The sequence below is a fragment of the Dietzia sp. CQ4 genome (assembly GCF_014145125.1).
In the GTDB taxonomy this organism is placed as follows: Bacteria; Actinomycetota; Actinomycetes; order Mycobacteriales; family Mycobacteriaceae; genus Dietzia; species Dietzia natronolimnaea.
The window spans coordinates 1-19676 of the sequence record NZ_JAALDZ010000130.1; the positions used below are offsets into that span (position 1 = coordinate 1).

Below are 19676 nucleotides of genomic sequence, written 5' to 3' on the forward strand. Positions count from 1 at the left end.
CGGCGGGCGCCTCTGCGGCGGCCTCGGCCTCGGGTGGGACGCGGTCGTCCGCCGTCTCGGCGGTGGGGTCGGTGGTCTCTGGGGTGCTGGCGGCGGTCTCGACCTCGTCGCCGGCGGTGGCGGTACGGTCCTCGTTGTCGTTGCTCATGAGGTGACTCATGCTACGGCGTCGGAGGCCCCGTTCGCGACACGGCGGCGCAGGTCACTCCCCCGTGGTTCCCCGGACCAGGTGCTCGTGGGTCTCTCTGGCGACGAGCCACGGGACGACCGCGGCCAGCAGCAGACCTCCGGAGAGTGCGAATCCGGCGGTGTAGCCGAACAGGTCCACGACGAGACCCACCAGCACCGGGCCGAGGATCGCACCGGAGTCGCTGGCCATCTGGAAGGTCGCGAGCACCTTCCCGCCCGCGCGATCCGCTCCGATCACATCCGCGACCGAGGCCTGTTGTGCCGGGTTGAGCACCCCCGCCCCCATGCCCGCCACCACCGAGGCGGCCACGAGGAGCGGAACGGTATCGCACCAGCCCAGCACGAGTGTGGACACCCCGGACACCAGGAGGCCACCGATCACCAGCGGCCGTCGTCCGTACCGGTCGGACAACCACCCGGCCACCGAGATGACGGCGGCGGTGCCCACCGCGAAGGAGGCGAGCGCGGTGCCGGCGATCCCCGCACCGGCGTCGAAGTTCGCGGCGGCGAAGAGCGGGACGATGGCCACCCGTACGCCGAAGGAACTCCATCCGTTGACGAAACTCGACACGAGCGCGGCGCGGTACCCGCTGTGGCGGAGTGCCTCGCGCACCGGCAGCGCCTCCTGCTCCTCCGTCCCGTCGTCCGCCGAGGGCCGGCGGCCTCCCCGGAGGAACACCGCCACCACTCCGGTCGCGACGAGCAGGGTGAAGGAGTAGACGAAGAACGGCACCCGCATCCCGAAGCCGGCGAGCAATCCGCCGAGGACCGGCCCGCCGATGTTGCCGATGAGGAAGGCGGTGGCGTAGAGCCCGGCGATCCGTCCTCTGGCTCCGGGTGGCGAGAGGCGGGTGAGCAACGCCATCGCCGAGATGGTGAACATCGTCGACCCGAGTCCACCGAGTCCCCGGAACACCAGCAGCTGCCAGTAGGTCTGGGCGACGCCCGTGGCCAGGGTCGACACCACCACGATGAGCAGGCCCGACATGTAGACCCAGCGTTCGCCCAGACGGTCCACGAGGAACCCGCCGGCGGGAGCGAACACCAGGCGGAAGAACGCGAACGCGCTCACGACCACCGACGCGGCGGTCACGGAGACGTCGAAGCTCCGGGCGTACTGCGGGAGGACGGGTGCGACGAGACCGTAGCCGATCGCGACGGCGAAGGCCGCCGCGACCAGTACCCACACATCGGCGGGTAGCGGTGTTCGCGGCTGCGCGGTCCGGCTACCCGAGAACGGGCCCCTCACGCCGACCGGAGCACACGGGCCAGGACATCGGCGCCGAAGTGGAGCGCGTCGACGGGGACCCTCTCGTCGACGGCGTGGAAGTGGCCGAAGACGTCGAACTCGTCCGGCACCCGCAGCGGGACGAAGCCGTAGCCGTGGATCCCCAGCGGAGCGAGGTGTTTGTTGTCCGTGCTCGCCGGCAGCAGGTACGGCACGACCAGGGAGCCGGGGTCCGCCTCGCGGACCGCCTCCCGGATGACCGAGACCAGCGGGTCGTCGGCGGGCGCGGCGATCGGCGGTTGCCAGATCCAGTCGACCGCCACGTCGGGTCCGAGCTCGTCCTCGATCTCCGCGCGGAAGGTCTCCTCGCCACCGGGCAGGACGCGGCAGTCGATCTCGGCGAACGCCTCGGAGGGGATGACGTTGGTCTTGTACCCGGCCGACAGGACGGTCGGCGAGGCGGTGTGGGAGAGCGACGCCTCCACCAGTGGGCCGAAGTGCCCGAGCACGTCGAGGTGCGCGGGCAGGTCCGCGACGTCACCGCTCGACCCGGCGAGCTCCCCGACCGCCGCGGCGAGGGCGGTGTTGGCCTCCGTGGGCGCGACGGGGAAGTGCCGGCTCGCGACCCGGTGGACGGCACCCGCGATCGCCGCGACCGCGTTGTCCGGGGTCGGGCGGGACGCGTGGGCCGCGGCCCCCTTCGCGCTCACCCGCGCCCAGGCGACGCCCTTCTCCGCGACCGCGATCGGGTAGAGCCGCCGACCCGCCACCGGTACGGACCACCCCCCGACCTCGCTGAGTGCGTGGGTCATGCCGTCGAAGATGTCGGGACGTTCCCGCACCACCCACCGCGCCCCCATCGTCCCGGCGGCTTCCTCGTCGGCGAAGAAGGCGAGCAACAGGGGTCTGCGCGGGACGATGCCCTCACGGCGGTAGTGGCGCACGACGGCGAGCATCATGCCGATCATGTTCTTCATGTCCACGGTTCCACGGCCGTAAAGCCAGCCGTCGTGGATCTCACCCGCGAACGGCGGGACCGACCAGTCCTCTGCGACCGCGGGGACCACGTCGACGTGCCCGTGCACGACCAGTCCGCCGGCGGCCGGGTCCGACCCGTCGACACGGGCGAACAGACTTCCGCGACCGGGCACGGACTCCACCAACTCGCTCGGGATCCCCACCTCGTCCAGGTACTCCGCGATACGTCGGCACACACGGGTCTCACCGTCGCCGATCGTGGCGGGGTCGCCGGTGTTGGTCGAGTCGATGGACACCAGGTCAGCTGTGATCGAGACGGCCTCGGAGTGCAGGAGTTCCCGCATCTCGTCGGTCATCGGCACGGTGTCCGTCATCCGAAGCACATCCCTTCCCCACGGTAGGTGGGCCAGCGATCCACCACCGCTGGTCCCTGTGCAGTCTCGTCCACCACGTGGAGCGTGTCGAACCGCTCGCAGACCTCTCCAGCCTTCGCGTGGCGCCACCAGGCGCGGTCGCCTATCGCCACCTCCCCTCGCACGGGGGTCTGCACCTCTCCGGCGCCCTCCCTGCCCAGGTACCGCAACCCCGCGGGGCGGGCGGGGACGGGCAGCCGATCCGGCCCCGGCACCCCGGAGGCCACGTACCCCCCGTAGAGGAAGGTCGTGAGGCCAGGGGCCGGGGTCCGGACCGCCGGAAGGGCGAAGAACAGCGAGGGTCGCGGTGTGAACGAGCGGTAGCGGTCGAACAACCCGGGGACGAAGAGACCCGACCCGGCGGTCACCTCGGTGACGGCGGGATCCGCGGCGCTCTCGGCGATCGAACCGGAGCCACCCGAGTTGACGATCTCGGGTCGCTCCCCGGTGACGTCGGCGACCACTCCGGCGACGGCCCCCCGGATCCCGAGCAGACGGCGCATCGACAGCGCCTTGACCACGCCGATACCCCTGACGTCGTCGGGGACGCCGGCGACCTGCGCCTCGTAGAACATCACACCGACCACCCGGAAGCCCGAGGCCACGGCTCGACGGACCAGCGGCTCGACGTCGGCGGGGCCCCGGAGCGGGGACCGCCTGACGCCCAGGTGGAGGGGTCCGAACCGGAGCGAGGCGTCCACGTCGACGCACACCCTCGCCCCACCGGCACCCGACTCGCGGGCGATCTCCAGCTGGCGTTCGTCGTCGACCATCAGGGTCACCGCGTCGAGCGCGGCCGGATCCGCCCCCAGTCGCGCGAGCGCCGCGCGGTCGACCGTGGGGTACCCGAGCAGGACGTCGTCGCACCCCGCGTCCACGAGCCACAGGGCCTCGGTGAGCGAATAGGCCATGATGCCGCGTACCGAGTCGTCACCCCGGAGCCCCGGACCGAGGACCTCCTCGAGCACCCCGCGCGACCTGACGGACTTGCTGGCGATCCGGATCCGCGTCCCGCCTGCTCGTCGCCGCAGGTCGGCCAGGTTCGCCCGCAGGGTGGGCAGGTGCAGCGCGGCGAGCGGCGCGTCCAGTCCGGCGGTGGCCGTGTCCACGGCGTCCACGGCGTCGGTGCCGGGTCCGGACACCGGCCTACTCACCGTCGAGCGGATGCGCGTCCGCCACCACGAGGTCGACCGCCCGGTGGAGAAGGGCGATCGCCTCGTCGTCGTCCCGGCAGATCTGCCAGCGCAGACCGATGCCCGCGACCGTGGCCTCCACGACACGGACCATGTCGTCGAGGCCCATACCCCAGCGCATACCCGCGGACTGGGCGGTCCGCCCGAGCACCGAGCGGATGATCTCCTCGTTGGACTCCTGCTGGTGGCGGGCCAGGCCGATCTCGGGTGTCCCGTACGTACGCAGCGAGTAGGAGACGATCTCGTAGGTGAGGAGCTGCCGGTCGGGAGAAGCGGAGATGACGGCCCAGATCAGGTCGATGGCCTCGTACAACCTCCGTCGCAGCCCCTCCCTGCCCATGGCGCCGGAGTCGAAGTCGACGTTGATGAACGCCCGTGCCGCCTGGTGCACCTCCGAGTTGACCGCACCGATCACCTCACGGAGGAGCTCTTCCTTATCCGTGTAGCAGTAGTGGACGACACCGAGGGAGACGCCGGCCCGCTCCGCGACGCCGCGGACGGTCACCGCGCCTAACCCGTCATGTTCGGCGATCTCCAGGGCGGCCCGGAGGAGCTGCGCTCTGCGCTGATCGGATGGGAGGCGTCTGGTCACCCGTCCATGGTACGACGACGACCCTGCGGCGGGCACACTTCGTCCCCGGATCGCACAGGGCACCGCCCCGCGGTCAGGTCTGTCGTCCAGGTTGCCCCCCTTCGACGGTGAAGCGGGGGGTAATCTCGGCAGCCATGACGACCTCGACCACACCGTGGCAGAACTGGGCCGGAAACGTCATCGCCTCGCCGTCCGGCCGGTGCGACCCCACGACCGTCGCGGAGGTCACGGACATCGTGCGCACCGCCGCCGACCGGGGCACCCGGGTCAAGTGCGTGGGCGCCGGACATTCCTTCACCCCGGCCGCGGCGACGGACGGGGTCCTGATCTCACTCGACGACCTGACGGGGATCGAGTCGATCGTCCCGACCCGCGCCCCCGACGGGCACGTCGACGGGGCTGACGTGACCGTCTGGGCGGGCACGCGACTGCACCGGCTCGGCCCTCTTCTGTGGGACCTGGGACTCGCGCAACCGAATCTCGGGGATTTCGCGGAACAGTCGCTCGCCGGCGCGGTGTCGACGGGGACCCACGGCACGGGTCGGCACGCTGTCGGCCTGCCGGCCACCGTCGTCGGTCTGCAGCTCGTCGCCGCCGACGGTTCCGTCCTGAACTGTTCCCGCGAGACGAATCCTGAGGTGTTCGAGGCGGCGCGACTCGGGATCGGTGCGATCGGGATCATCACCAAGATGACGATCCACTGCGTGCCGGCGTTCGCGCTGAGCGCCGAGGAACACCCGTGGACCCTGACCGCCGCGCTCGCCGATCTCGAGGGCTTCGCGGGCTCGGCCGACCACGCGGAGTTCTTCTGGTTCCCCCACACCGACGCCGTGACCGTCAAACGCCACACCCGGCTGCCGGGCGACACCGAGCTGCAGCCCCTGGGCAGGTTCCGCGAGCTCGTGGGCGAGGAGTTCCTGGCCAACGAGGCGTTCGGTGCGTTGTGCCGGACGGCCGCCCGTCGGCCCTCGCTGACACCCCGGATCAACCGCCTCGCCGCCCGGGCGATGTCGGCCCGCGCGTACACCGATCGCAGCTACCGGGTCTTCGCCTCCTCACGACGGGTCCGCTTCCGCGAGATGGAGTACGCGGTGCCGGTGGCCGCGGCCGCGGCCGTGGTGAGGGACCTCCGGGACATGATCGACCGCTCCGGCATCGTCACGCCGTTCCCCGTCGAGGTGCGGTTCGCCGCCGCGGACGACGTGTGGATGTCGACCGCCCACCAGCGGGACGTCTGCTACATCGCGGTCCACCAGTTCCACCTGATGGACCACACCGAGCTCTTCCGATCGGCCGAGGAGATCTTCCTCGCCGCGGACGGTCGACCCCACTGGGGGAAGATGCACACCCGGACCGCCGCCGACCTGTCCGACACCATCCGACACTTCGACGATTTCGTCGCCGTGCGGGACCGACTGGACCCGGACCGGGTCTTCGCGAACCAGTACACCGAACAGGTCCTCCCGTAGGAGGCGGGACCCCGTGATCCTCCGTACCGTGGAGTGACGGACAAGGGCAGCCGACCCTGTCGTGACCACCCTCGAGGAGATCCCGTGCCAGAACGCGTCCCCGCCGACACCGACGTCTCCGGTCCACTCGCCGGAATCGCCACAGGGGCCCTCCGGAAGGCGATACGGAGCCAGGCCGGGGCCGCGCGCGCCTACGTCCGCAAGCTCCGCGAGAACCATCCGGATGAGAGTCCCGCGCGCATCCGCGACCGGCTCGACTCCCGCTTCCTGAGCGCCGTCACCGCGTCCGGCGCAGCCGTGGGCGCCACGGCGGCCGTCCCCGGGGTCGGCACCATCGTCGCGTTCGGCGCGATCGGCGCCGAGTCGCTGGTGTTCATCGAGGCCGCCGCGTTCTACACCCTGGCCGTCGCGGAGGTCCACGGCGTGGACGTGAGGGTCGGCGAGCACGAGGAGCTGCTCGTGATGACCGTCATGCTCGGGGCGTCGGGCACCGCGATCCTGGCCAACGCGGTCAGCACGAGCGGCGGGGCCTCCGCCGGCGGGTCGCTCGCCGGAAGGTCGCTGGGGCTCCCGGGTCTGAAGGAGGTCAATCGTCGGATGGTGTCCCGGTTCGCCCGGAAGTTCGCGGTGAAGCGGGCGACCCTCGCCATGGGCAAGCTCGCCCCCGCGGGCATCGGCGCGGCGGTGGGGGGCTGGGGGAACCGACGGCTGGGTCGGACCGTCGTGAAGGCGGCGGCGACCACCTTCGGGACCCCTCCGGACAGCTGGCCCTCGACCTGACCCCCGTGCGTCGAGCGCACCGCATCCCCCTGTCAGGTGAGATCGGAAGGCCGAGAACGCGCAGAAGGTCTAGCCTGGGTTCATTGCGTGTGAAACCCACCACAGACCAGGAAGGCACCACAACATCGTGAGCAACACCGTCTCACAGTTCGGACAGAACCAGTGGCTCGTCGACGAGATGTACGAGCGGTTCTCCAAGGACCCGTCCTCCGTGGATAAGTCCTGGCACGAGTTCTTCGACGCGAACCCCGGGGCCGCGGCCGTGAGCGGTCGGAGTGCGTCGAACGGCTCGTCCGGTGCCGGTCCGGCTGCGGACGGGGGTGACGCACGGGCTGGTGGGAAGACCAGTGGTGGCAAGACCGGTGGAGAGAAGAAGAGTGCCGGCAAGAGCGGCAAGAAGGTCTCCGACGAGAAGTCCGGGGGCGACAACGCCACCCCCGACGCGAACACCCAGAAGACCTCGGAGCTGACCGTCGCGGACATGTCTCCCGAGTCGTCAGCCGAGGACGTGGCCGCCAAGCCCACGGCCGAGAGCTCCCCGAAGAGCAAGGCACGCGGGCGGGGTGTGCCGGCCCCCGCGCGGACGCCGAGCTCGCGTGGCAAGTCGGAGGCACCCGCCGCCAAGCGGACCACGCGGCCCGAGTACACGCCGCCCGAGGAAGCAGAGAACAAGGTCCTGCGCGGCCCGGCCAACGCGATCGTCAAGAACATGAACGCGTCGCTGACGTTGCCCACGGCCACCTCGGTCCGTGCGATTCCGGCCAAGCTCATGATCGACAACCGCGTCGTCATCAACAACCACCTCAAGCGGACCCACGGCGGCAAGATCTCCTTCACCCACCTCATCGGGTACGCGATGGTGCAGGCGATCAAGTCCTACCCGAACATGAACAACCACTTCGAGGAAGTCGACGGCAAGCCCAACGTCGTGACCCCGAACGGGATCAACCTCGGCCTGGCGATCGACATGAAGACCAAGGCGGGGCGCACCCTTGTCGTGGCCGCCATCAGGAACTGCGAGGAACTGACCTTCCGCGGCTTCCTCGACGCCTACGAGGACATCGTCTCCCGCGCCCGCATCGGCAAGCTGACGATGGAGGACTTCTCGGGGGTCACCATCTCGCTGACGAACCCCGGCGGGATCGGCACCGTCCACTCTGTGCCGCGACTGACCGTGGGGCAGGGCACGATCCTCGGTGTCGGTGCGATGGAGTACCCGGCCGAGTTCCAGGGTGCCAGCGACGAGCAGCTGGCCAACAACGCCATCGGCAAGATCACCACCCTCACCTCGACCTACGACCACCGGATCATCCAGGGTGCGGAATCCGGGGAGTTCCTCCGCGAGATCCACCGTCTCCTGCTCGCCGACGAGTTCTACGACGAGATCTTCGACGTCCTCGGCATCCCCTACGAGCCCGTCCGGTGGCGTCAGGACATCACCGACCCGCGCGTGGACAAGGACGCCCGGGTGCTCGAGCTGATCGCGGCCTACCGCGACCGCGGCCACCTCATGGCCGATATCGACCCCCTGGACGGGAGGCACGCCAAGCGTCGCCGCACCTTCCACCCGGACCTCGACGTCAACTCCCACGAGTTGACGCTGTGGGACCTGGACCGCAAGTTCTCCGTGGGTGGGTTCGTCGGCAAGGACAAGATGCGCCTGCGCGACGTCCTGTCTGCGCTGCGCGCGGCGTACTGCCGCAAGATCGGTATCGAGTACACCCACATCCTCGAGAACGAACAACGCCAGTGGATCCAGGAACGACTCGAGGGTGTCGACGACAAGCCGACGGTCGCCGAGCAGAAGTACATCCTGTCCAAGGTCAACGCGGCGGAGGCGTTCGAGACCTTCCTGCAGACCAAGTACGTCGGACAGAAGCGCTTCTCCCTGGAGGGCGCCGAATCGGTCATCCCGATGATGGATGCGGTCATCGACGAGGCCGCCGAGTTCGCGCTCGACGAGGTCGTGATCGGCATGCCGCACCGCGGCCGCCTGAACGTCCTGGCCAACATCGTGGGCAAGCCCTACCGGCAGATCTTCACCGAGTTCGAGGGCAACATGGACCCCTCGGCCGCCCACGGCTCGGGTGACGTCAAGTACCACCTCGGCGCCGAGGGCATCCAGTACCAGATGTTCGGGGAGAACGAGATCAAGGTCTCGCTCACCGCCAATCCGTCGCACCTCGAGGCCGTCGACCCCGTCCTGGAGGGGATCGTGCGGGCCAAGCAGGACCTCATCGAGGACCCGGAGTGGCGTGCCGAGTACCCGGTCGTCCCGCTCATGCTCCACGGTGACGCGGCCTTCGCCGGCCAGGGGGTGGTGGCGGAGACGCTCAACCTGTCCCAGATCGACGGGTACCGCACCGGCGGGACGATCCACATCGTCGTCAACAACCAGATCGGATTCACCACCGCCCCCGAGGCCGGTCGGTCCAGCCAGTACTCCACGGACGTCGCCAAGATGATCGGCGCCCCGATCTTCCACGTCAACGGTGACGACCCGGAGGCGTGTGTGCGGGTGGCGCGGTTGGCGATGGACTTCCGCCAGCAGTTCAAGAAGGACGTCGTGATCGACCTCGTCTGCTACCGCCGCCGCGGCCACAACGAGGCCGACGACCCGTCGATGACGCAGCCCCGGATGTACGAGGTGATCGACGGCAAGAAGAGCGTCCGCCAGTCCTACACCGACGATCTCGTCGGTCGCGGTGACATCACCGAGAAGGAGGCCGAGAACGCCCTGCGCGACTTCCAGGGCCAGCTCGAGCGGGTCTTCAACGAGGTCCGCGAACTCGAGAAGCACCCGGTCAAGGCATCCGAGTCGATCCTGCCGAACCAGCCGCTGCCCAAGCGTCTGGTGACCGCGGTCGACGAGTCGGTCATCCACGCGATCGGCGACGCCTTCGGCAACCTGCCCGAGGACTTCCACATCCACTCGCGTGTCAAGCCGGTCTACGAGGCGCGCCAGAAGATGGCCTACAACGGGAACATCGACTGGGCGTTCGCCGAGCTGCTCGCGATCGGTTCGCTCGTCATGGAGGGCCGGACCGTTCGCCTGGCCGGCCAGGACTCGCAGCGCGGCACCTTCACGCAGCGGCACGTGGTGGTGGTCGACAAGACCACTGCCGAGCCCTACTCGCCGCTGCAGAACCTCGACGAGGCCGACGGCCGGTTCGAGGTGTGGAACTCCGCGCTCACCGAGTACGCCGGTGTCGGGTTCGAGTACGGCTACTCCGTGGGCGACCCGGAGGCGCTGGTCCTGTGGGAGGCGCAGTTCGGCGACTTCGTCAACGGTGCCCAGACCATCATCGACGAGTACATCTCCTCCGGTGAGGCCAAGTGGGGTCAGAAGTCCTCGGTCACCCTGCTCCTGCCGCACGGCCACGAGGGCATGGGCCCGGACCACACCTCAGGGCGCATGGAACGCTTCCTGCAGCTGTGCGCGGAGGGGTCGATGACGGTCGCGCAACCGTCGACCCCGGCGAACTACTTCCACCTCATGCGTCGCCACGCCACCGACGGCATCAAGCGCCCCCAGATCGTCTTCACCCCCAAGTCGATGCTGCGGAACAAGAAGGCCGTCAGCGCCCTCGCCGACTTCACCTCGGGCAAGTTCCGTTCGGTGCTCGACGATCCCACCTTCGTCGACGGTGGCAAGGACCCGGAGAAGGTCAAGACCATGCTCCTGGTCTCGGGCAAGCTCTACTACGAGCTGGCGGCACGGCAGGAGAAGGAAGGCCACGACGACGTCGCGATCGTCCGGCTGGAACAGATCCACCCGATCCCGTTCCGTCGCCTCCGCGAGGCGCTCAGCCACTACCCGAACCTCACCGAGGTCCGGTGGGTGCAGGAGGAACCGGCCAACCAGGGCGCGTGGAGCTTCCTCGCACTCAACCTGCCGGAGGTCATCCCGGAGTTCCCGCCGCTCAAGCGGGTGTCTCGACGGGCCATGGCCGCCACGTCGACCGGCCTGAGCAAGGTCCACGCGGTCGAGCAGAAGGCGCTCGTGGACGAGGCGTTCTCCTGATCGCGGCCACGGGGTAGGCGCGGGTCTCCGCGCCCCCCGGCGGCGATCGCCCGGGGCCTGTCCCGTGCGCCCGGGGCCTGTCCCGTGCGCCCGGGGCCGGTCCCGTGCGCCCGTGGCTCAGTAGTCGTGCGAGTCCAGCCAGTAGTTGGCGAGATCGGTCGGGGTGGAGGTGCCGAACTCCACCCCGAGCAGGAGCTCCCGCACGTCCTCCGTGGTCAGCTCGCCGCTGATCCGGTTGACCAGGGCGAGTTGGTCCTCGGAGAGTGAGCCCTTGCGGAACACCGGGACGACGTGTTGGGCCAGGATGGCGTCCTCGTCGTCGTCCAGCGGCACCATGTCGTCGGGATCCAGGACCGGGTCGGTCGACTGGACCAGCCCCACGCCGATCTCCCCCGCGCGCAGTGCGTCGAACACCGCGCGCGGGTTCGGGCCCAGCGCCACCCTCCGCCCGAACCCGCAGTCGTACGTCCCACCCACCGCGGTGGCGAGCTCGCGGTCCGCGAGCGCCTCCTGGCGTGCGCCCAGTGTGAACTCCCCGCAGCGTCCGGCGAGGTCGGACATGGTCCGCAGACCGCGTGTCTCCGAGGTGTGCCGGGTCACCACGTAGACGGGGGCGTCCTCGGCGGGAGCCGGGTCGGCTGCGGTGACCCCCTCGGGGAGGGCGGCCATCATCGCGGTGTACACCTCGTCGGCCTCGACCACGGTGGAGCCCGGATCGAACGCGCGGAGCAACTCCCCGGTGAACCCGATGGTGAACGTGGCGTCTCCCGTCGTCACCGACTCGAGGACCTCGGCCTGGTCTCCCGACTGCGGACGCAGAGTGACCCGGGAGCCCGATCTCAACAGGGCGTTGCCGTAGATGTGGCCGACGACCTCGGCCTCACCGAAGGACGCGGTCTCGATCACCACGACCGGATCGGACTCGTGGGCGGGGACGATCGACGACTGCGCCTGGCATCCGGTCAGTGCCACCACCGCAACCCCGGCGATCGCCAGTCCGCGCACCCCGGCCCGCTCCCCCGTCCGCCGCACTCGACCACGTCCTTCCTCACCACGTCCGCACCCGGTCGTGCGACACCTGTCCGCCAGTCTCCCAGCAGAACCCTAACGCCCATCGTGTCGAGGCCCGGCGCCGGATAGTGTCATGGTGATGAGTGAGGGGGCGCTGGTGCCGAGTATCCGAAGACGGCGGGGCGACACGGCCACCCCCTTCCCCCCACGCACCCGGCTGACCGTTCCCACCGAACGCGCGGTGGTCGACTGCGGTGTCTACGTCGACGGCGTCCGTGTCCCGGGGCGCTTCACCCACCGGGCCGCGATCCGGCACGTACGAGAGGCCGGGCGGGGGTTCGTGTGGGTCGGGCTCCACGCCCCGGACCCGCACCAGATGGAGGCGCTGGCGAGGGAGTTCGGTCTCCACGAGCTGATCTCCGAGGACGCCGCCAGCGGACGGCAGCGGCCCAAACTGGAGGCCTACGACGACTCCCTGGTCCTCAACATGTCGACGGTCAGGTACCTCGAGCACGAGTCGATCACCGAGACCAACGACATCGTCTCCACCGGTGAGGTCATGGTGGTCCTGGGCCGCGACTTCGTGGTGACCGTCCGTCACGGGGACTTCACCGGCCTCGCCGACATCCGCGCGGAGCTCGAGAGCGCGCCCGAGAGGCTGCTCCGGGGGCCGTCGACGGTGATGCACGCCGTGGCCGACCGGGTGGTGGACAGCTACCTCGAGGTGGCCGAGGGGATGAGCGGGGACGTCGACGACCTGGAGACCGCCGTCTTCGCCCCCCGCACCCGTGTCGACATCGAGCAGATCTACCTGCTCAAGCGTGAGCTGCTCGAGCTCAAGCACGACATCGCTCCCCTGGCCCTGCCCCTGCGGCGCCTGGCGGTCGAGCATCTCGACCTGATCCCCGCCGAGATCCGGCACTACTTCCGCGACGTCCACGACCACCACAGCCAGGTCGCGGCGGAGGTCACGACCCTCGACGAGCAGATCACCTCGTTGGTCAACGCGGCCATGGCGATGATCGGGGTGCAGCAGAACACCGACATGCGGCGGATCTCCGCGTGGGTGGCGATCGCGGTCGTGCCCACGATGATCGCGGGGATCTACGGGATGAACTTCACCAACATGCCCGAACTGCATTCCGAGTACGGCTACTACCTGGTGCTCGGGGTCATGGCCGCCGCGTGCACCGGGTTGTTCCTGCTCTTCCGCAGGAACCGCTGGCTGTAGTCAGCGGGTCAGACCCGGATTCACCGCGCGGCGCGCCGGATCGGTCACGTCGATCCCGGCCTCGGCCCACGCGTCCTCGAGTTCCCCCGCTCCCTTGAGCCGGACCCAGGCCGCCTCGGTGTGCGTCACCGGGACCGCTCGGAAGATCCTGACGGGGGCGGACTCCCCACCCACCTCGACGTCGGGGATCTCGGGCGCCCGCAGCACGACCGCGGTGAACGCCGCGCCCGGCCACAGCGGCTCCCCGAGATCGATGAGAGCGCCCTCGGACAGCACCAGGCCCTCGACCGCCGGGGCGGCCGCGAGCACGGCCAGGGCGCGGACGAGCCCGTCCACGCCGCCCCGCAACACCAGGGAGAGTTCGGCCCGCGGCGCGGTCGGGTCGGGGACCAGCGCGGACGGGTCCCCCATCGGGTCGGCCGAACACCCGAGCGAGGCGTATCTGACCAGGCCGGACTCGATGTCCACGAAGCGCAGGACCCGGATCGGTGCCGCCCCCAGGAAGGTCACCGACGCCTCCTGCGGCTCGGGGCCGAGATGCGCGATGAGATGCTCGCGGACCGCGGTCAGGACGGACGACGAGTCGGAAGGGTCTCCCGGGAGCGTCACTTGAGGCCGAGGCGTGCGAGTTCGTCGCGGACCTTCTCGGCGTTCCCGGGCTCGCACAGGATGTCGTACCGTCCGGCGACCAGCTGGGAGGTCGACGCGAAGTCGCGCTTTCCCCGAGTCGCGGCGTAGGACAGCGAGGCGGAGACCACACCGAACACCGAACCACCGATCAGTCCGGTGAGGACGACTCCCCACATCGGCTGGGTGAAGATGCCGACCAGCAGGCCCACGAACAGTCCGAGCCACGCGCCGGTCGCCAGTCCGCCGAGCAGGATCTTGGGCCAGGTCAGCCGGCCGGTGACACGCTCCACCTGCATGAGGTCCACGCCCACGATGGTCACCTCGTGGACGGGGAACTCCTCGTCCGCGAGGTGGTCCACGGCCGCCTGGGCCTGCGCGTAGGTGGGGTAGGAACCGACCACCCACCCGGTGGGGGGCGTGGGCAACCCGGGCGTCTGCCCGCGCCGGCCCGTGGTCGGGGACACCGGAGTGGTCATCACATCGATCCTTCCGTCGTCGACCCGTTCGGATCGGTCTCTCGGGCGGCCGTCGTCGTCATCCCCGCTGCCCGCCCCCGTGCGGAGACCACCAGTGCCATCTTACGGCTGGCCTCGTCGAGCATCTCGTCACCGAACATCACCGCGCCCCGGGCCCCGCCCTCCTCGGACGTGGAGTGTGCATAGGCGGCGAGGATCCCCTCCGCCTTGTCGAACTCGTCCTGACGCGGGCTGAACACCTCGTTGCCCGCGTCCACCTGGGCGGGATGCAGGACCCACTTGCCGTCGAAGCCCAGTGCCGCGGTGCGGGCCGCCGCCCTGCGGAAGCCCTCCACGTCCCGCACCTTGAGGAACGGCCCGTCGATCGCCTGGAGACCGTGCGCCCGGGCGGAGACGAGGATGCTCAACAGAACGTGGTGGTAGGCGTCGCCCGGCGCGTACCCCTCCGGCTGCTCCCCGACGGTGAGGGTGCGCATGCCGATCGAGGCCATGAAGTCCGCGGGACCGAACACCAGCGTGAGGACCCGCGCGCTCGCGGTGGCGATCTCGTCGATGTTGGTGAGACCGAGCGCGTCCTCGATCTGGGGCTCGATACCGATGTGCCCGACCGGCAGGCCCGCCGCCTTCTCCACCTGGGTGAGCACCAGGTCGAGTGCCCGGACCTCCGCGCCCGACCGCGCCTTGGGCAGGAGGAGCGCGTCGACGTGGGCGCCCGCCCTGCCGACCACCTCCGTGACGTCCCGGACGGTGTACTCGGTGTCCCAGGCGTTCACCCTCACCACCACGGTCGGCGCGGCGAAGCCACCGCTGGTGAGCGCCTCGACGACCTTCTCGCGCGCCTGTTCCTTGGCCGGGCCCGCGACGGCGTCCTCGAGGTCGAGGAACACCTCGTCCACCGGCAACCCGCGGGCCTTGCCGATCATCTTGACGCTGCTACCGGGGACGGCGAGCACAGTGCGCCGGGGACGCGTGCGCAGTCCGGCGATCGTCGCCGCGGCGGACTCCGACGGTGCGGGCTCCGTGTGCTGGGCGGGGGTCATCTGCGGGCACTCTCTCCGGTCCGGTGCGGGCGGGGCGTGATCCACCACCCGGTGACTAACCTGGTCCGCATGGCGAACCTCAACAAGGCTTTCGTCGCCAGGCTAGCCGGACTGCCGGTGATCGGCCCTGACGGGGACGACATCGGGCGGATCCGCGACGTCGTGGTGACGATGCGCGCCCGGCACAAGCAACCCCGGGTCCTCGGACTGGTGGTGGAGCTTCCCACCCGGCGGCGGATCTTCGTGCCCATGCTCAGGGTCGCCTCGGTCGAGCCCCGCTCGGTCGCGCTGATCTCCGGAACGATCAACCTGCACCGATTCCAGTCCAGGCCCGGCGAGAACCTGGTGCTCGGGTCCCTGGTGGACTCGATCGTGGGGGTCGATCCGGAGCGCGGCGCGCCCGGCTCCGCGGCCGGTCCCTCGGCCGTCTCGGCGGCCGGCAACGCGGTGACGTCGCGCTACCAGGTCGTCGACGTGGAGATCGAGCGGCAGCGCACCCGCGACTGGCTCGTCTCCAGGCTGGCCGTCCGGGCCCGTCGTGGGCGCGGGCCCCTCGGCCGCCGGGGGCCGGTGTCGATCCAGCCCTGGAGTCGGATCGAGGGGTTCGACGACGACGCCATCGGCACCCCGGAGCACGGAGCCGAGAGCCTGGTCGAGCACTACGCCGATCTCCGTCCCGCCGATGTCGCGCACGCCTTGCGTGAACTACCCGAGGTGCGTCGGCTCGAGGTGGCCCGCACCCTCGACGACGAACGACTCGCGGACATCCTCCAGGAACTGCCCCACGACGAGCAGACCGAGATCGTGACCCGACTCGAGCTGGAACGGGCGGCGGACGTCCTCGAGGCGATGGATCCGGACGACGCGGCGGACCTGCTGGGCGAGATGCCGGAGAAGGACGCCGAGTCCTTCCTCGAACTCATGCATCCGGAGGGCTCCGCACCCGTCCGCCGTCTGTTGACGTTCGACGCGGACACCGCCGGCGGGCTCATGACGCCGGAACCCATCATCCTGTCCCCCCAGACGACCGTCGCGGAAGCCCTGGCCCACTGCCGCAATCCCGACCTGAGCCCGGCGCTGGCGAGCCTCGTCTTCGTGGTCCGACCCCCCACGGCCACCCCGACGGGCAAATACCTCGGATGCGTCCACATCCAGGCGCTGCTCAGGGAGTTGCCGTCGACGATGGTCGCCGAGACCGTGGACACCAGCCTGTCCAGCCTGCGTCCCACCGACTCGGTGGACTCGGTGACGAGGTTCTTCGCCACCTATAACCTCGTGTGCGGTCCCGTCGTGGACGACGAGGGCCATCTCCTGGGGGCGGTCGCGGTGGACGACCTCCTCGACCACCTGCTCCCCGAGGACTGGCGTGACATGGACCTCCACGACCACAGGGAGGTCCGTCGGTGACCGAACCGGGCACGCGCTCCGCGCTCTCCACACCCGTCACCTCGCGGCGGCCCCGCATCAGTGTCGACCCGGACGCCGTGGGCCGGTACAGCGAGGCCATCGCCCGGTTCTTCGGGACCGGCCAGTACCTGCTGATCCAGACGATCCTCGTGATCGTCTGGATCCTCATCAACGTCACGGTCGTGGCGATGCGCTTCGACCCCTATCCGTTCATCCTCCTCAACCTCGCGTTCTCCACCCAGGCGGCCTACGCCGCCCCCCTCATCCTCCTGGCCCAGAACCGTCAGGAGGACCGCGACAAGGAGTCGATCGCGGAGGACAGGCTGCGGGCCACCCAGACCAAGGCGGACACCGAGTTCCTGGCCCGGGAACTGGCCTCCGTCCGGCTCTCCGTGGGTGAGACGGTCACCCGCGACTACCTCCGCCGGGAACTCGACGACCTCAGGAGCTCGATCGAGCGCATAGAATCGCTGCTCGCGGACCAGAATTGTGACGGCGGTAACACCGAACGCCGCAAAAACGATTCAGACACCAGGGGCCGGAGGTAGCGTCGACCAGCACGGCAGCGATGCCGCGACGCACCCCGCTCGCGACACCGTCCGGACGTTGTAGGGGGAACTTTGCGCAAGATCGCGCACAACACTGATCGACGGGCACTGACCAGCGCCGCGGTCGCCGCGGGCGTGATCGGCGTGCTCACCGCCGTGAGCCTGACGATGGACCACAGTCGGCCCACCGGGGCATCGGGAATCGTGCAGGCGGCCGAGACCGCCACCCAGGATCCGACGACGACCGCGGCGGGTGCCACCACTCCGACCTCCGAGACCCCGCCGCCGAGCGAGGTCCGGGACCCCGGCGCCGCACACATCGAGCCCGCGACGATCCCGGACGGCCCCCTCGGGATCCCCGGCATCGCCCTGGACGCCTACCACCGCGCCACCGACCGCCTCAACCTCGAGAAGCCCGCGTGCGAGATGGACTGGACACTTCTCGCGGGCATCGGCCAGGTCGAGTCCAACCAGGGCCGTGGACGCTTCGACGCGCAGGGCAACACCATCGGCCGCATCCTCGGTCCCCGCCTCGACGGCTCGCTGCCCGGCACCGCCGTCATCACCGACACCGACGGCGGGCGGTTCGACGGCGACACCGAGTTCGACCGGGCGGTCGGCCCCGTGCAGTTCATCCCCTCCACCTGGGCGGTGCTGGGTCGGGACGGCAACGGCGACGGCGTGGCCGACCCCAACAACATCTACGACGGTGCACTCGCGGCCGCGAACCTGCTGTGTGGACAGGGCGGTTCGATGGGTGACCCCGCGGCCCGCACCCGGGCGGTCCTCGCCTACAACAACTCGCTCGCGTACGTGGCCAACGTCAACGCCTGGGCGCACGGCTACGCCGTCAACTCCTACCCGTTGCCGTCGGACCTGCCGGAGATCCACAAGCCCAGGCCGATCGTGGAACCACCGAAGACCCCCGAGCACTGCCCGGACGGCTGGGAGGGTCGGCCCACCGCGGCACCGGAGCCCGCGCCGCCGGGCGAGCCCGGCCGTCCGGTACCCGGATGTACCGAGGTGACCCCACCGCCGGCTCCCCCGGCAGTACCCACGCCGCCGTCTCCGTCCCCGTCGCCGTCCCCGGAGAACGCGCCGGCGCCTCGTCCCCCTGCGCCGCCGGCCCAGGTCGCGCCGGCCCCACCCGGGCTCCCGGTGTTCGAGCTCCCCTGCATCGCACCGTTCTGCGTGCCGCCGCCTGCCTGAATCGCCCGCCCGGACCCCGACGCCTAGACTCGGGGCATCATGAGTGCACCCAGCGAAGAAGCGATCCGCGCCGCCCTGGCCAAGGTCGACGACCCGGAGATCAGAAAGCCGCTCACGGAGCTCGGCATGGTCAAGGGCGTCGACATCGACGAGGGATCCGGCCGGGTCGGGATAGGCATCTACCTGACGGTGGCCACGTGCCCGATGCGGGACACGATCACCGACCGGGTCCGCACCGCGGTCTCGGACGTCGCCGGTGTGGGCGAGGTCGTGGTCGAGCTCGACGTGATGAACGACGAGCAGCGCACGGAACTGCGCAAGCACCTCCGGGGGGACGCGGCCGAACCCGTCATCCCGTTCGCCCAACCGGGGAACCTCACCCGCGTGTACGCGGTCGCCTCGGGCAAGGGGGGCGTGGGAAAGTCCACCGCCACGGTCAACCTCGCGACCGCGCTCGCGTCCCGTGGACTGTCCGTGGGCGTCCTCGACGCGGACATCTACGGCCACTCGATCCCCCGCATGCTGGGCACCGATGCCCGGCCCACCCAGGTCGAGCAGATGATCCTGCCGCCGGTCGCGCACGACGTCAAGGTCATCTCGATCGCCCAGTTCACCAAGGGGAACACCCCGGTGGTGTGGCGTGGCCCCATGCTGCACCGCGCCCTCCAGCAGTTCCTGGCCGACGTGTACTGGGGCGACCTCGACGTGCTGCTGATGGACCTACCGCCGGGAACGGGTGACGTCGCCATCTCGATCGCCCAACTCATCCCGTCGGCGGAGATCCTCGTGGTGACCACACCGCAGCAGGCCGCCGCCGAGGTGGCCGAGCGGGCGGGGTCGATCGCTCTCCAGACCCGTCAGAGGATCGCGGGCGTCATCGAGAACATGTCGTGGCTCGAACTCCCCGACGGCACCCGCATGGACGTCTTCGGCACCGGCGGTGGGGCCGAGGTCGCGGCGAACCTCTCACGCTCCGTGGGGGCACCGGTGCGCCTGCTCGGCCAGGTGCCGCTCGAGCAGGCCGTCCGGGAGCACGGCGACGAGGGCACCCCGATCGTCCTGGCGGAGCCGGATTCACCGTCCGGCAGGGCGTACAGGGAGATCGCGGACGGACTGGCCGTCCGGCCGCGCGGACTGGCGGGGATGAACCTCGGGATCGACACCACGCGCCACCTCTGACCGCCGGACCGGCCGGACCGCCGCACGGCGGGACCGCCGCACGGCGGGCGCATCCCGCGTCCTCCCGGGGCCCGCACGC

16 protein-coding genes are annotated in these 19676 nt (G+C 70.3%); 8 read left to right on the plus strand and 8 right to left on the minus strand.

Going from position 1 to position 19676, the window contains the following annotated elements:
* Positions 1 to 202: 202 nt before the first annotated feature.
* The 4 genes from G6031_RS08250 to G6031_RS08265 are packed head-to-tail and all read right to left on the minus strand — an operon-like array spanning position 203 to position 4593.
* Complete coding sequence (locus G6031_RS08250) at positions 203 to 1438, minus strand: MFS transporter (protein ID WP_179525571.1); 1236 nt, start codon at positions 1436 to 1438, stop codon at positions 203 to 205.
* A complete protein-coding gene (locus G6031_RS08255; RefSeq protein WP_182652998.1) occupies positions 1435 to 2769 on the minus strand; it encodes a M20/M25/M40 family metallo-hydrolase in 1335 nt (444 codons plus the stop codon). The genes G6031_RS08250 and G6031_RS08255 overlap by 4 nt, the downstream gene beginning before the upstream one ends.
* The gene (locus G6031_RS08260) at positions 2766 to 3950 is read right to left on the minus strand and encodes an alanine racemase (RefSeq protein WP_182652999.1); all 1185 of its coding nucleotides are present in this window, start codon (positions 3948 to 3950) and stop codon (positions 2766 to 2768) included. The genes G6031_RS08255 and G6031_RS08260 overlap by 4 nt, the downstream gene beginning before the upstream one ends.
* Before the next feature lie 4 nt (positions 3951 to 3954).
* The gene (locus G6031_RS08265; RefSeq protein WP_179525574.1) at positions 3955 to 4593 is read right to left on the minus strand and encodes a TetR/AcrR family transcriptional regulator; all 639 of its coding nucleotides are present in this window, start codon (positions 4591 to 4593) and stop codon (positions 3955 to 3957) included.
* A 134-nt stretch (positions 4594 to 4727) separates the two neighbouring features.
* On the opposite strand from G6031_RS08265, the gene G6031_RS08270 reads away from it, so the two are divergent.
* The 3 genes from G6031_RS08270 (at position 4728) to G6031_RS08280 (ending at position 10866) form a co-directional block, all read left to right on the plus strand.
* On the plus strand, positions 4728 to 6062 hold the full coding sequence (locus tag G6031_RS08270; RefSeq protein WP_179525575.1) for a D-arabinono-1,4-lactone oxidase: 1335 nt from the start codon (positions 4728 to 4730) through the stop codon (positions 6060 to 6062).
* Between the two features lie 84 nt (positions 6063 to 6146).
* Positions 6147 to 6842, plus strand: coding sequence for a hypothetical protein (locus G6031_RS08275; RefSeq protein WP_179525576.1), 696 nt, complete (start codon positions 6147 to 6149; stop codon positions 6840 to 6842).
* 127 nt (positions 6843 to 6969) lie between these two features.
* Entirely contained in the window at positions 6970 to 10866 is a 3897-nt protein-coding gene (locus G6031_RS08280; RefSeq protein WP_182653000.1) for a multifunctional oxoglutarate decarboxylase/oxoglutarate dehydrogenase thiamine pyrophosphate-binding subunit/dihydrolipoyllysine-residue succinyltransferase subunit, read from the plus strand.
* A 117-nt stretch (positions 10867 to 10983) separates the two neighbouring features.
* Here the strand turns inward: G6031_RS08280 and G6031_RS08285 are convergent, their stop codons facing one another.
* A complete protein-coding gene (locus G6031_RS08285; RefSeq protein WP_179525578.1) occupies positions 10984 to 11898 on the minus strand; it encodes a glycine betaine ABC transporter substrate-binding protein in 915 nt (304 codons plus the stop codon).
* A 118-nt stretch (positions 11899 to 12016) separates the two neighbouring features.
* Here G6031_RS08285 and G6031_RS08290 point away from each other — a divergent pair, with 118 nt between their 5' ends.
* Complete coding sequence (locus tag G6031_RS08290) at positions 12017 to 13108, plus strand: magnesium and cobalt transport protein CorA (RefSeq protein ID WP_182653001.1); 1092 nt, start codon at positions 12017 to 12019, stop codon at positions 13106 to 13108.
* Here G6031_RS08290 and G6031_RS08295 read toward each other — a convergent pair whose 3' ends face one another.
* The 3 genes from G6031_RS08295 to G6031_RS08305 are packed head-to-tail and all read right to left on the minus strand — an operon-like array spanning position 13109 to position 15254.
* The gene (locus G6031_RS08295; RefSeq protein WP_347238468.1) at positions 13109 to 13717 is read right to left on the minus strand and encodes a suppressor of fused domain protein; all 609 of its coding nucleotides are present in this window, start codon (positions 13715 to 13717) and stop codon (positions 13109 to 13111) included.
* The gene (locus G6031_RS08300; RefSeq protein WP_179525580.1) at positions 13714 to 14214 is read right to left on the minus strand and encodes a general stress protein; all 501 of its coding nucleotides are present in this window, start codon (positions 14212 to 14214) and stop codon (positions 13714 to 13716) included. The genes G6031_RS08295 and G6031_RS08300 overlap by 4 nt, the downstream gene beginning before the upstream one ends.
* On the minus strand, positions 14214 to 15254 hold the full coding sequence (locus G6031_RS08305) for a CoA ester lyase (protein WP_182653002.1): 1041 nt from the start codon (positions 15252 to 15254) through the stop codon (positions 14214 to 14216). Before G6031_RS08305 ends, G6031_RS08300 begins: the two co-directional genes overlap by 1 nt.
* 69 nt (positions 15255 to 15323) lie before the next feature.
* Between G6031_RS08305 and G6031_RS08310 the strand changes: the two genes are divergently transcribed.
* The 4 genes from G6031_RS08310 (at position 15324) to G6031_RS08325 (ending at position 19597) form a co-directional block, all read left to right on the plus strand.
* Entirely contained in the window at positions 15324 to 16661 is a 1338-nt protein-coding gene (locus G6031_RS08310; RefSeq protein WP_182653003.1) for a CBS domain-containing protein, read from the plus strand.
* Entirely contained in the window at positions 16658 to 17209 is a 552-nt protein-coding gene (locus G6031_RS08315) for a DUF1003 domain-containing protein (RefSeq protein ID WP_182653004.1), read from the plus strand. Before G6031_RS08310 ends, G6031_RS08315 begins: the two co-directional genes overlap by 4 nt.
* A gap of 72 nt (positions 17210 to 17281) precedes the next feature.
* Positions 17282 to 18418, plus strand: coding sequence for a hypothetical protein (locus tag G6031_RS08320; protein ID WP_182653005.1), 1137 nt, complete (start codon positions 17282 to 17284; stop codon positions 18416 to 18418).
* A gap of 39 nt (positions 18419 to 18457) precedes the next feature.
* Positions 18458 to 19597 (plus strand): Mrp/NBP35 family ATP-binding protein, encoded by a 1140-nt coding sequence (locus G6031_RS08325; RefSeq protein WP_179525585.1) that lies wholly within the window; start codon positions 18458 to 18460, stop codon positions 19595 to 19597.
* Positions 19598 to 19676: the final 79 nt, after the last annotated feature.

Bases quoted from the DNA above. Each gene is read 5' to 3' on its own strand.
- G6031_RS08255 (WP_182652998.1), bottom strand. From the start codon at position 2,769: ATGACGGACACCGTGCCGATGACCGACGAGATGCGGGAACTCCTGCAC.
- G6031_RS08270 (WP_179525575.1), top strand. From the start codon at position 4,728: ATGACGACCTCGACCACACCGTGGCAGAACTGGGCCGGAAACGTCATC.
- G6031_RS08290 (WP_182653001.1), top strand. From the start codon at position 12,017: ATGAGTGAGGGGGCGCTGGTGCCGAGTATCCGAAGACGGCGGGGCGAC.
- G6031_RS08300 (WP_179525580.1), bottom strand. From the start codon at position 14,214: ATGACCACTCCGGTGTCCCCGACCACGGGCCGGCGCGGGCAGACGCCC.
- G6031_RS08305 (WP_182653002.1), bottom strand. From the start codon at position 15,254: ATGACCCCCGCCCAGCACACGGAGCCCGCACCGTCGGAGTCCGCCGCG.
- G6031_RS08310 (WP_182653003.1), top strand. From the start codon at position 15,324: ATGGCGAACCTCAACAAGGCTTTCGTCGCCAGGCTAGCCGGACTGCCG.
- G6031_RS08325 (WP_179525585.1), top strand. From the start codon at position 18,458: ATGAGTGCACCCAGCGAAGAAGCGATCCGCGCCGCCCTGGCCAAGGTC.